This window comes from Mycobacterium yunnanensis, from assembly GCF_025823185.1.
Classification (GTDB): domain Bacteria; phylum Actinomycetota; class Actinomycetes; order Mycobacteriales; family Mycobacteriaceae; genus Mycobacterium; species Mycobacterium yunnanensis.
The window spans coordinates 241,439-253,146 of the sequence record NZ_JACKVK010000008.1; the positions used below are offsets into that span (position 1 = coordinate 241,439).

Below are 11,708 nucleotides of genomic sequence, written 5' to 3' on the forward strand. Positions count from 1 at the left end.
ACGTCACGCTATATGTTGTCGGCAAGAACAAATCTAGATGTGGGGAGCATTCCATGAACCGTGTGCCATCAATGGTGTTTGCCGTAGTCGTCGGTGCCGGGCTGGTGTTGTCCGGCTGCAGCAGCAGCGGGAGCGGCGGCAACTCCGGCGGGGGCGGTGGTGGTGATGCCAAGGCTCAGGGCAAGATCGGCGTGATCCTGCCCGACACCAAGTCGTCGGTGCGCTGGGAATCCAAGGACCGGCCCGCGCTCGAAGAGGCCTTCAAGGCCGCCGGCGTGCCCTACACGATCCAAAATGCCGAGGGATCGGCGGACAACATGGCCACCATCGCCGACGGCATGATCGCCGACGGGGTCACCGTGCTGGCCATCGTCAACCTCGACTCGGACAGCGGAGCCTCGATCCAGCAGAAGGCGGCCAGCCAGGGCGTCAAGACCATCGACTACGACCGGCTGACCCTCGGCGGTTCGGCGGACGTCTACGTCTCGTTCGACAACAACACAGTCGGCCAGCTGCAGGGCCAGGGTCTGGTCGACTGCCTGGCGGGCAAGCCGTCGAACGTGGTGTTCCTCAACGGGTCTCCCACCGACAACAACGCCACGCTCTTCACCGCCGGTGCGCATTCCGTGGTCGACAAGACCCCGACCGTGAAGATCGTCGGTGAACAGTCGGTTCCCGATTGGGACAACGACAAGGCCGTCAGCATCTTCGAGCAGATGAACACCGCCGCCGACGGCCGGATCGACGGCGTCTACGCCGCCAACGACGGACTCGCGGGTTCGGTCATCTCGATCCTGGAGAAGAACGGCCGCGCCGGGCAGGTGCCGGTCACCGGTCAGGATGCCACGGTCGAAGGTCTGCAGAACGTGCTCGCGGGCACCCAGTGCATGACCGTCTACAAGTCGGCGAAGGAAGAAGCCGGCGCCTTGGCCAAGGCCGCCATCGCGCTGGTCAAGGGTGAGTCGGTCGACGCACCAGGAAAGTCCCGCGACGACAAGGGCAACCGCGACGTTCCCTCGGTGCTGCTGACCCCGAAGTCGATCACCAAGACCAACGTCGACGTGGTGCTGTCCGACGGTGGCCAGTCCAAGGACGAGGTGTGCGCCGGTCAGTTCGCAGCCATGTGCAGCGCGGCGGGGCTCTGACCGGCCGATGACCGACCAGGTGGCGCCAATCCTCGAACTGCGAGGAGTCAACAAGAGTTTCGGCATGGTGCACGTCCTTCGCGACGTCGACTTCGCCGTCTACCCCGGTGAGGTGACGGCGCTGGTCGGGGACAACGGGGCAGGCAAGTCGACGTTGGTGAAGGCGATCGCCGGAATCCACCCGATCGACGCCGGCGAGTACCTGTTCGAGGGCAAGCCGGTGACGGTGCACGGCCCCAACGACGTCGCCGCCCTCGGCGTCGAGGTCGTCTATCAGGACCTCGCACTGTGCGAGAACCTGGACATCGTCTCGAACATGTTCCTGGGCCGGGAGATCCGGCGGCGGGGCGTGCTCGACGAGGCGCGCATGGAGACGATGGCCCGCCAAGCGCTGGCATCGCTGTCGGTGCGCACGGTCAAGTCCGTGCGTCAGACCGTCTCCAGCCTGTCCGGCGGGCAGCGGCAGACCGTCGCGATCGCCAAGTGCGTGCTGTGGAACTCCAAGGTGGTACTGCTCGACGAGCCGACGGCGGCTCTTGGCGTGGCGCAGACGCGTCAGGTCATCGACCTGGTGCGGCGCCTGGCCGACCAGGGCCTGGGCGTCGTCCTCATCTCGCACAACATGATGGACGTCTTCGAGGTGGCCGACCGCATCTGCGCGCTGTACCTGGGTCGGGTGGCGGCCGAGGTCAAGACCGCCGAGACCACCCGCGGTCAGGTGGTCGAGCTGATCACCTCCGGCCATTCCGGCAGCCTCGGCCTGACCCCGGCCGACGCCGCCCAGTCGACGTGAAGGAACGCGACATGACCACCACCAAGCCCGAACTCGACGACGCCGCCTTCGCGGTCGACAGTCACTCGGACGCCACGTTCGCCGATGCGGCCCGCAGCTACTGGGCGAGGGTGCGCGGCGGCGACATGGGATCGCTGCCCGCGATTTTGGGCCTCGTCGTGCTCTTCGCCGTCTTCGGGCTGGCCAACGAACGCTTCCTCTCGGCGCTGAACCTGGCCAACCTGGTCACCCAGGCCGGGTCGATCTGCGTACTCGCGATGGGTCTCGTATTCGTGCTGCTGCTCGGCGACATCGACCTGTCCGCCGGTGTGGCGGGCGGCGTGTCGGCGTGCGTGATGGCGCTGACGATGACCGGCCAGGGTTGGCCGTGGTGGGCCGGCGTGCTGGGCGGTGTGCTCTGTGGCGCCGTCATCGGCCTGGCGATCGGGCTGCTGCGGGCCAAGTTGGGCATCCCGTCGTTCGTCGTGACGCTGGCGTTCTTCCTCGGTCTGCAGGGCGTGACGCTCAAGCTGATCGGTGAGGGCGGCTCGGTCCGGGTCGACGATCCCGTGATCCGCGGGATCACGATCGGCAATCTGCCGGTGGCCGTGGGGTGGGCGTGTGCGCTTCTGGTCGTCGTGGCCTTCGCCGCGTTCGAACTGGTCAAGCACCGCGGCAAGGTCGCGGCCGGATTGCACCACGCCCCACTGGGGGTCGTGATCGGCCGCATCGTCGGCGTCGCCGCGGTGACGCTGGGCGTGACCTTCCTGCTGAGCCTCAACCGCAGCGTGAACCCCCGGATCGAAATCCGTGGCATCCCCTACGTGCTGCCGCTGGTGGTCGTGCTGCTCATCGTTCTGACCTTCGTCTTGACTCGAACCCGCTACGGCCGGCACCTCTACGCCGTCGGCGGGAGTGCCGAGGCGGCCCGGCGCGCCGGCATCGACGTCGACCGGATCCGCATCTCGGTGTTCGTGATCGGCTCGTCGCTCGCGGCCGTCAGTGGGATCATCGCGGCGTCCTACGGCGGCAAGGTGTCCGCGTCCTCGGGGGCGGGCAACGTGCTGCTGTACGCGGTCGGCGCGGCGGTGATCGGCGGCACCAGCCTCTTCGGCGGCAAGGGGCGGGCGGTCGACGCGGTCATCGGTGGCGTGGTCGTCGCCACGATCGCCAACGGCCTTGGCCTGCTGAACCAGTCGTCCTACATCAACTTTCTGGTCACCGGTGGAGTGCTGCTGCTCGCGGCCAGCGTCGACGCCATCTCGCGACGCCGTCGGTCGGCGACGGGCCTGGGCTGACCCGGCCGCTCAGAAGATGGAGTAGACCTTCCGCACGGTCTCGTGGATGTCCCACGTGCCGGTCCAGCCCTTCGGGAACACGGCGACGTCGCCGGGTCCGATGTCGTCCGCCTCGCCACCGTCGGGGGTCACCGTCATGCGGCCCGCCACGAGATAGATCACCTCGTGGGTTTCCAGCGTCCACCGGGACGGGCCCGGAGCGCACTGCCAGATGCCGGCCGACGAGTCACCGTCGACCCACACCTCCAGTCCGTGGGTGGCCATCGGGGCACCGGTGGCCTCGTCGAGCGGCCCCCAGTCCTCGAGTTCGGCGTCGGCGGCGTCGAGGAGCAGGCTGGTGATCACGGAGCGGCCCTTTCGGGGAACGGGAGCGAAATTGGTTCGGGTTCGGCGCGGCTGTTGCCCTCGGCGTCGAACCGGTCCAGTCCGAGGTCGGTGAGGTCGAGCCAGTCGCACCGGCCAGTCGTCGTCAGGTCGGCGGCCACCTGTGACACCGCGGGGCCCCACATCATGCCGTGCCCGGCGGCGCTCGCCACGACCGTGCCCTCGACCGGACCGTCGTCTGTGAGCAACGGACCGAGGATCGGCAGGTGGTCGGGGGTGTAGTCGATGGTCGCCGCCCACGACCGTCGAAGTCCGAGGCCTCTTACCGCCGGGAAGAGGTGCTCCATTCGGTCGCGGGCCTTGCGGTAGTAGAGCGTGTCGAAGTCGACTGCAGTGCCGGGAGTTTCGTCGGGGTTGCTCATGCCCCACAACACGCCGCCAGCCTCGCCTGGTCGCCAGTAGATGCCGGAGGTGACGTCGAAGACCATGGGCAACGAGTGAACGTCGACGGTGGGTGGTGCGGCGGTGACGACGACCTGATGCCGTGCGCCGCCGGCATGGATGCGGCCGCCGGCCGTGCTGCCCACCGCGGCCAGTTTGGGCCCTCCGGTCAGCACGACGCGGCCGGTGTCGACCGGCCCGCCGGTGGTGTCGACGCCGATCACTCGGCCGTGGGCGGTGCGCAGACCGGTGAACGCGCAGTGCTCGCGGACCTCGACCCCGCGCGCCACCAACGCTGCGGTGTAGGCGAGCACGTTGCGTGGCGCGTCGACGTAACCGTCTCCCGGGGCGTAGGAGGCGCCCATGCTCACCCCGGGCGCCAGTCCCGTGGCGCGGGCGTCGAGCTCCTCGCTCGACAGCCACTCAACGGTGAGGCCAAGGCGCTGCTGCAGGGCAATGCGGGAATGAGCTTGCTGCACTTCGGCTTCGGTGAACGCCGGCATGAGGTAGCCCTGAGCGACGAATCCGCAGTCCAGCGGAAAGCGATCACCGCTGGCGGCGTAGAACTCCTGGGCGCGCAGACCGAGCACGATGGCGGTCTCGGTGCCGCCCTGGGCGCGGACCATGCCCGCGGCGCGGCTGCTGGCGCCGTCGCCGAGCGTGGCCGCTTCCAGCAAGACGACCTTGCCCGCGCCGGATTCGGCGAGCAGGACCGCCGTCCACGCGCCGACGGTGCCGCCACCGACCACCACCACGTTAGCCTGGGTGGAACTAGTCATAGCACTGAACGCTGACATAGACTGAACGCTCAGTCAAGAGCGAGGAGCGCGAATGTACGGGCTATCGGAGGCGGACCGACGCATCCGGGACACGGCGCACGACTTCGTCGACTCGCTGATCCCGCTCGAGCTCGAGGCCGAGATGGCTGGTGGTCAGCTCCCGAAGGAGGTGACCGCCGAACACCACTCCAGGGCAATCGATTTGGGACTGTTGGCCACCAACATGCCGACCTCGGTTGGTGGCCGGGGGTGTACCGCGCTGCAACAGGTGCTGGTGCAGGAGCAGTGCGGTCGCGCGACCAACGGGCTCGGTTGGGTGATGGCCACGCCACCGCAGTGGTGGGTCGACGTCGCCACCGATTACCAACGTGAGCGGTGGCTGCTGCCCGCGGTGCGCGGGGAGAAGCACGAGGCCTACGCGATCACCGAGGAGTTCGCCGGCTCGGACGTCTCCGCGCTGGCGACCACCGCACGCCGGGACGGGGACGAGTACGTGATCGACGGCGTCAAGTGGCATGTCACGTCCTACAACCTGGCCGACTACTGCTTCGTGCAGGCAGTGCTGGTCGGAGGAGAGTTCGAAGGTCGGCACGTGCTACTGATCGTCGACCTGCCGTGGCCGGGCGTCGAAGTGGTTCGTACGCCTCACTATTCACATCACATCGCCGACGAGCACCCGATCGTGGCCTTCACCGGGGTTCGGGTGCCGGTGGAGAACCTCGTCGGCGCCGAGGGGGAGGGCATGACCTTCACCCAGGACTGGTTCCGATTCGAGCGGCTGATGGTCGCGGCCCGATGCGTCGGAGCCGCCCAGCGCCTCGTCGACGACGTGACGGCGTTCGCCAGGGAACGGGTCGTCGACGGCAAGCCGCTCGGCGAGCACCAACTGGTGGCGGGCATGCTGGCCGACTGCGCGACCGAACTGTTCGCCGCGCGCACCATGCTCTACGAGGTGGCCCGGTCGATCGACGGTGGCGCTGACCGGAAGACGTTGCACGCGCAGGCCTCCATGGCCAAGCTCTACTGTTCGGAGATGGCCGGCCGGGTCGCCGACCGCAGCGTCCAAATCTTCGGCGGACGGGGCTACATGCGCGAGAACGTCGCCGAGCGAATGTACCGGGAGTTGCGCGTCGAGCGGATCTGGGAGGGCGCCAGCGAGATTCAACGCCTCATCGTGGCCCGTCAGTTGATGAACCGTGGGCCGTCAGCGGTGTTGGAGGGTCGTCAGCAGGGGTCACCTGGCGGCGTGTAGTACGGCACGCCTTCCACGGTGTAGCAGGGCACCTCACCCCAGACGTACGGGGTGTCCGAGGACGCGATGGCCACGCCGCGTGCCACGTCGCCTGCGACGTTGGTGCATCCGCCCACCGACACGTGCCGTCCACCGGCCCCCGCACAAATGTCGGCCTGTGCCGCCGGGGCCACCGCGAACGGTAGGGCTCCCATGGCGGCCGACGTCAACAGCACCGCTGCCATCTTCTTCATCTCGTCTGTCCCCTCACTTGGCCGACTCGCCGTCATTGTCACGCACGTCAATCCGTGCGGCGGGGGTTTCGACGATTCTGCGGGAGTCGTCGTCCTCGGCCCTGGCCGTGCGCAACCCCAGCAACCGCATTCCGTGATAGACGACGAGTGCGGCGATCGAGCCCAGCGAGATCCCGGTGAAGATCAACGAGCCTGGCTGCCACGTGAAGTCGGCGATTCCGATGATCAGCGGGATGGCTGCCGTCATCTGGTTGATCGGCAACCCGAAGTCGACGTGGTTGGTCAGCCAGATGCGGATGCCGAGGACACCCACGAGTCCGTAGAGGACGATCGTCGCCCCGCCGAGCACGCCGGGCGGGATCGCGGAGATGGCCGCACCGACCTTGGGGCACATCGCCAAGACGATCGCGACGATCGCGGCAATCCAATAGGCCGCCGTCGAGTACACCCGGGTTGCGGCCATCACACCGATGTTCTCGGCGTAAGTCGTGGTGGCCGAACCGCCGCCGAATCCCGCGAGCGTGGTGGCGACACCGTCGGCGGCGATCGCCCGGCCCATCACCGGGTTGGTGTCGGTCTCGGTCATCTGGCCCACCGACTTGACGTGTCCGATGTTCTCGGCGATCAACGCGATGACGGCGGGCAGGAACAGCGGAAGCACCGACAGGTTGAAGGTCGGCGCCTGAAAGTCCGGCAGGCCGATCCACGGCGCAGCGGCGATCGCCGACGTGTCCACGTGCCCCAGGGCCAGGGCCACCAGATAGCCGACCAGGACCGCGAGGAAGATCGCGAGCCGGCCGATGATGCCGCGGAAGAAGGCCAGGATCGCCACGAGCAGCACCAGCGTGACCAGACCGTCGACGGGGCCCTTCTCGAAGTTGTTCTTCGCAGCGGGTGCGAGGTTGAAGCCGATCAGCGCGACGATCGCACCCGTCACCACCGGCGGTAGCGTCGCCTCGAGCCACCCGGTGCCCACGACGTGGACGATGCCGCCGACGACGATCAACAGCACGCCGACGGCGACCAAGCCGCCCAGCGCGCTGCCGGCGCCGTGGGACGCCACTGCCGCGGTCACCGGTGCGATGACCGAGAAGCTCGAGCCCAGATAGCTGGGCAGTCGGTTGCCGGTGATGATCAGGAACAGCACCGTGCCGATCCCGGAGAACAGCAGCGTGGTGGCGGGCGGGAACCCGGTGAGCACCGGAACCAGGAACGTGGCGCCGAACATCGCCACGACGTGCTGCGCGCCGATGCCGATGGTCCGCGGCCAGCTCAGTCGCTCGTCCGGCGCGACGACGAAGGCGTCGGATGGGACGGGTTTCCAGCCAAGTGAGATCACGGTTGTCGACTACACACCATCGGCGGTCCGCGCGCGACTCATCCGCCGAACCGGCGGCGGCTAGGCCTGACGGCGCGTGCCGAGTGTGAACGCGTCTTCGAGCTTTCGGCCGTTCTTCGCCGACGACTTCACACTCGGCGCACGGCGTAGGCCACCGACCCGGCCAGCACGACCGCGATCCCGGCGAGCACCGACGTCACCGGAAGCGTGAACGCCAGGACGACGCAGCCGACGAAGCCCAGGACCGGAATCAGCTTGGCGCTCAGCGTGAATGCCGAGGCGTTGGCGATTGCGTAGTAGACGAGCACCGCGAACGACGAGAAGCCAATCGCGCCCCGTAGGTCGAGGACGCCCGCGAGCACGGCGACGACGGCGCCGACGACGAGCTCCGCGCGGTACGGGGTGGCGAACCGCGGATGGACGACGGCCAGGGCGGGCGGGAGGTGGCGGTCCCGCGACATCGCCAGAGCGGTCCGTGACACCCCGAGGATCAGCGCCAGCAGCGAGCCCAGCGCGGCCAACGTCGCGCCAGCCCGCACCACCGGGGTCAGCTCGGGGTGACCGGCGGCGCTCACCGCGTCGGCCAACGGCGCGGTCGCCGAAGCCATTCCCGCGGCGCCCAATTCGGCCAGCACGGCGATCGCGACCGCGGCGTAGACGATCAGGACGATCCCCAGCGCGATCCGGATCGCACGGGGGATGGTGCGCGTCGGATCCCGCACTTCCTCGGCCAGGGTGGCGATCCGCGCGTATCCGGCGAACGCGAAGAAGCACAGTCCGGCGGCTTGCAACACGCCGAGCGCGCTCGCGTCGTCGAGCCTGAGGCGCGCGGCGTCGGCGCCGTCGGACGTGGCGATCGCGACGACGACCGCGGCCAGCACGGCCAGCACGATCACGACGAGAACCTTGGTGAGCCACGCCGACTTCTGCACCCCCACGGTGTTGACGACCGTCAGCGCCACCACGGCGAGGACCGCGACCGCGTGCGCGTGGTCGGGCCAGGCGTACACCCCAACGGTCAGGGCCATAGCCGCACACGACGCGGTCTTGCCGACGACGAAGCTCCACCCGGCCAGGTAGCCCCAGAACGGGCCGAGCCGCTCCCGGCCGTAGACGTAGGTGCCGCCGGACTGGGGGTAGAGCACGGCGAGCCGCCCCGATGAGGTGGCGTTGCAGTAGGCGACGACGGCCGCGACGGCCAGGCCGACCAGCAACGCCGACCCCGCGGCCGCGGCCGCGGGGGCCAGCGCGACGAACACACCGGCGCCCAGCATCGAGCCGAGGCCGATGGTGACGGCGTCCGCGGTTCCGAGGGTGCGTCGAAGGGCGGGCGGTTCCGGCGCGGCCACGCGTGCAGCGTAGCGGCGTCAGGCCGGGTAGGCGGAGGTGAGGCGGCTTGTCTCCGGTTTGGTGAAGACGTCGTTGAGCGTGACCGTGCGGAGGCGGCGGTCGTGGATGATGTCGACCAGTTCGTGGTAGACGCCCGTGACCGGTGGGTGGTTGAGGTGGCCGATGACGATCTTCTGCGGGACGTAGTACTGGTCGGCGTTGGCGACGATGTCGCGCGGCGTCAGGATCTGGTCGTCGCCGATGTTGCCGTCCCACAGCGCGGTCTGGGTGTAGCCGAAGTCGGCGGCCACCGACTGCACCAGATCGTTGTAGGCGCCGTAGGGCGGCCGGTAGTACGGCGTGGCGTCGACGCCGAAGGTGTCGTGCAGGAACTGGTCGGTGTGCCTCAGCTCGTCGGCGATCCGGCTGCCGGTCAGCTTGGTCAGGTCGGGATGAACCCAGGTGTGGTTGCCCAGCTGGATCTGGCCCGAGTCGACCAGCGGCTGCAGCAGGTCGCGGTTGTCGGTCCAGGAGGAGAACGCCCCGGTGACGAACATCGTCAGGCGGATGCCGGTGTCCTTCGCCAGTTGCGCGTAGGCGCGTACCACCGCGGTGTCGACGCCGTCGTCGAGGGTCAGCGACAGGAGGTCCCCCGGGCCGGGCAGAGCGCTCAGCACGCCGCCGCCGGGCAGGGGGATCCGGTCCTGCGGTGCGGGGGCGGGCAGCAGTTCCGGCCAGGTGGGAGCGGTCGGGAGCGCAGCGGGCGGCGCCGGTGCGGGCGCCTGCGCGGCCTGGCTCGACGCATCCGCGCCGCAACGCACCAGGGCGATGCCGGCCGCCGACGCGATGGCCCCCGCGAGCAAGTTGCGCCGGGACAGCAAAGTCCCATTCGTCACTCTGGTCACATTGGGCACGTTCAGCAGGGTAGCTGCCGAACGCCCGACAACCCGGGAAGCTGGGCTGACAGTCGGCTGGGTGCCGGTCTTAGCGGTTGCGGATGACGTTGACGGCCAGGTAGCCGCCGTAGCCGAGCAGTCCGATCAAGGCGACCTTGCGGGTCTGGGGGACGGCCACGCCGAGCCCCAGGGCCGTCTCGAGCCCGCCGTTGATCTTCAGGAAGCGCGCCGTGTCGGTGGGAAATGCCGCCTTGGTGATGCCCTCGAACAGCTCCGGGCGGACGAAGTGCGCCACTCCGGTTCCGGCCAGGGCCAATCCGGCGATGGTGGCGGGCGTGGACGTCTTCTCCTGCGGCACTGCGATTCCTCTCGTCAGGCAATCTGATAGTCGGTCAGCGGAAACTCGGAGGCCTCCTTGATGGCCGCCTCGGTCGACGACGGCCGCAACAGCGTGGGCTCACCCGCGGGATTGAAGTAGTACGAATGGGCACTACCGCAGTTGCCGTTGGTGAACAGCGAGTCGCCGAGCAACTCGGTCATCCGGTCCAGGAATGCGGTGTTGGCGTCCTCGGTGACCTCGAAGGTGGTAGCGCCCCGACGCTTGAGCTCCGTGAACAGCCGGTCCATCAACCGCATCTGATACTCCATCGTGTTGAAGAAGTTCAGACCGAGGAACGCATACGGGCTCGCCAAGCTCAGATAGTTCGGGAAGTACGGCATCGACACACCCTGGTAGGCCTGGAACCTGGTGTCGCGCCACCACTTTCCCAGATCGCGCCCTTCGCGTCCGATGACCTCGACGGCCGGGAAGTTAGCTTCCCACAGGTCGAAGCCGGTTGCGAGCACCAGCACGTCGACGTCGTTCTTGGTGCCGTCCTTGCCCACGATGCCGTCGGCGACGATGTGGTCGATCCCGGCGTCCTGCAGGTGTACGTGCGGTTTGGTGAACGCACGATAGTAGCCGTTGGAGAACGTCGGGCGCTTGCAGCCGAAGTCGTAGTCGGGGGTCAGCCGGCGGCGCAGGTCGGGATCGCGAATCACCGCGAAGCGGTGCATGCGGGACAGGTCGGCGGCCGAGATGTTGAACCGTCCTCGGAACGTGCGGTAGTGCCGCACTCCGACCGACACCATCACCTCGTAGATCGACGAGGTCAGCCAGCGGAGGAGTCGCTGGGTCGCCGGGACGCGGGCGAACATCCGCTTCGCGCGCTCACCGAACCGCACGTCGATCTTGGGCACCACCCAGATCGGGGTGCGCTGGTAGACGGTCAGGTCGGCGGCCTTCTTCGCGAGCTCGGGAATGAGCTGCACGGCGGTCGCGCCGGTGCCGATCACCGCGATGCGTCGGTCCGAGGGGTCGAAGTCGTCCTCCCACTCGGTGGTGTGGACGACCTTCCCGGCGAAGTCGGCGATGCCGGGGATGTCGGGCACCGCGGGCTGGGACAGGAATCCCGTCGCGGTGATGAGGTAGCGCGCCGTGACCGTCGCGCCGTCGGCCAGCGCGATGCGCCACTGGCTGGCGTCCTCGTCCCAGCGGGCGCCCTCGACCGTGGTGTTGAACCGCATGTTCCTGCGGACGTCGTACTTGTCGGCGACGTCGTCGGCGTACTGCTTGATCTCCGGGCCGGGGGTGAACAGGCGCGACCAGTTCGGGTTGGGCTCGAAGAAGTAGGAGTAGGTCGTGGTGGGGACGTCGACCGCCAGGCCCGGGTAGTGGTTGACGTACCAGGTGCCGCCGAGGTCGTCTTCGCGATCCAGGATGACAAAGTCGTCGATGCCGTTGCGCTTGAGCGCGATCGCCGCGCCGATTCCGGCGAACCCTGCTCCGACGATGACTGCGTCGTAGTGCTCCGAAGTCATGGCAAGACGGTACCTCAGGTACTGAGTTCGACCTGCTCCC

12 protein-coding genes are annotated in these 11,708 nt (G+C 68.4%); 4 read left to right on the top strand and 8 right to left on the bottom strand.

Features of this window, described 5'->3' with window-relative positions:
* Positions 1-71 precede the first annotated feature (71 nt).
* Genes H7K45_RS11230 through H7K45_RS11240 form a run of 3 tightly spaced genes read left to right on the top strand, consistent with a single transcriptional unit; the run spans position 72 to position 3,215 of the window.
* The gene (locus H7K45_RS11230) at positions 72-1,145 is read left to right on the top strand and encodes a sugar ABC transporter substrate-binding protein (RefSeq protein ID WP_263995884.1); all 1,074 of its coding nucleotides are present in this window, start codon (positions 72-74) and stop codon (positions 1,143-1,145) included.
* A gap of 7 nt (positions 1,146-1,152) precedes the next feature.
* Complete coding sequence (locus H7K45_RS11235; protein ID WP_263995885.1) at positions 1,153-1,938, top strand: ATP-binding cassette domain-containing protein; 786 nt, start codon at positions 1,153-1,155, stop codon at positions 1,936-1,938.
* A gap of 11 nt (positions 1,939-1,949) precedes the next feature.
* On the top strand, positions 1,950-3,215 hold the full coding sequence (locus H7K45_RS11240; protein ID WP_263995886.1) for a sugar ABC transporter permease: 1,266 nt from the start codon (positions 1,950-1,952) through the stop codon (positions 3,213-3,215).
* Between the two features lie 9 nt (positions 3,216-3,224).
* On the opposite strand, the gene H7K45_RS11245 is transcribed toward H7K45_RS11240, so the two are convergent.
* A complete protein-coding gene (locus tag H7K45_RS11245; protein WP_263995887.1) occupies positions 3,225-3,560 on the bottom strand; it encodes a cupin domain-containing protein in 336 nt (111 codons plus the stop codon).
* Entirely contained in the window at positions 3,557-4,759 is a 1,203-nt protein-coding gene (locus H7K45_RS11250) for an NAD(P)/FAD-dependent oxidoreductase (RefSeq protein WP_263995888.1), read from the bottom strand. Before H7K45_RS11250 ends, H7K45_RS11245 begins: the two co-directional genes overlap by 4 nt.
* Before the next feature lie 52 nt (positions 4,760-4,811).
* Here H7K45_RS11250 and H7K45_RS11255 point away from each other — a divergent pair, with 52 nt between their 5' ends.
* A complete protein-coding gene (locus H7K45_RS11255; RefSeq protein ID WP_263995889.1) occupies positions 4,812-6,011 on the top strand; it encodes an acyl-CoA dehydrogenase family protein in 1,200 nt (399 codons plus the stop codon).
* On the opposite strand, the gene H7K45_RS11260 is transcribed toward H7K45_RS11255, so the two are convergent.
* From H7K45_RS11260 to H7K45_RS11285, 6 genes are all read right to left on the bottom strand, one after another.
* Positions 5,984-6,244 (bottom strand): hypothetical protein, encoded by a 261-nt coding sequence (locus H7K45_RS11260; protein WP_263995890.1) that lies wholly within the window; start codon positions 6,242-6,244, stop codon positions 5,984-5,986. The genes H7K45_RS11255 and H7K45_RS11260 overlap by 28 nt on opposite strands.
* Positions 6,245-6,257: 13 nt before the next feature.
* Entirely contained in the window at positions 6,258-7,583 is a 1,326-nt protein-coding gene (locus H7K45_RS11265; protein WP_263995891.1) for a uracil-xanthine permease family protein, read from the bottom strand.
* A 128-nt stretch (positions 7,584-7,711) separates the two neighbouring features.
* Entirely contained in the window at positions 7,712-8,932 is a 1,221-nt protein-coding gene (locus H7K45_RS11270) for an APC family permease (RefSeq protein ID WP_263995892.1), read from the bottom strand.
* A gap of 18 nt (positions 8,933-8,950) precedes the next feature.
* Positions 8,951-9,790, bottom strand: coding sequence for a polysaccharide deacetylase family protein (locus H7K45_RS11275; protein WP_372512557.1), 840 nt, complete (start codon positions 9,788-9,790; stop codon positions 8,951-8,953).
* 106 nt (positions 9,791-9,896) lie between these two features.
* Positions 9,897-10,166 (bottom strand): DoxX-related protein, encoded by a 270-nt coding sequence (locus H7K45_RS11280; RefSeq protein WP_263995893.1) that lies wholly within the window; start codon positions 10,164-10,166, stop codon positions 9,897-9,899.
* Positions 10,167-10,180: 14 nt separating this feature from the next.
* A complete protein-coding gene (locus tag H7K45_RS11285) occupies positions 10,181-11,668 on the bottom strand; it encodes a flavin-containing monooxygenase (RefSeq protein ID WP_263995894.1) in 1,488 nt (495 codons plus the stop codon).
* Between the last annotated feature and the right edge of the window lie 40 nt (positions 11,669-11,708).

What these genes read in the sequence shown, in the direction of transcription:
- H7K45_RS11230 (WP_263995884.1), top strand. Translation starts at nt 72, where the DNA reads ATGGTGTTTGCCGTAGTCGTCGGTGCCGGGCTGGTGTTGTCCGGCTGC.
- H7K45_RS11235 (WP_263995885.1), top strand. Translation starts at nt 1,153, where the DNA reads ATGACCGACCAGGTGGCGCCAATCCTCGAACTGCGAGGAGTCAACAAG.
- H7K45_RS11240 (WP_263995886.1), top strand. Translation starts at nt 1,950, where the DNA reads ATGACCACCACCAAGCCCGAACTCGACGACGCCGCCTTCGCGGTCGAC.
- H7K45_RS11250 (WP_263995888.1), bottom strand. Translation starts at nt 4,759, where the DNA reads ATGACTAGTTCCACCCAGGCTAACGTGGTGGTGGTCGGTGGCGGCACC.
- H7K45_RS11255 (WP_263995889.1), top strand. Translation starts at nt 4,812, where the DNA reads ATGTACGGGCTATCGGAGGCGGACCGACGCATCCGGGACACGGCGCAC.
- H7K45_RS11260 (WP_263995890.1), bottom strand. Translation starts at nt 6,244, where the DNA reads ATGAAGAAGATGGCAGCGGTGCTGTTGACGTCGGCCGCCATGGGAGCC.
- H7K45_RS11285 (WP_263995894.1), bottom strand. Translation starts at nt 11,668, where the DNA reads ATGACTTCGGAGCACTACGACGCAGTCATCGTCGGAGCAGGGTTCGCC.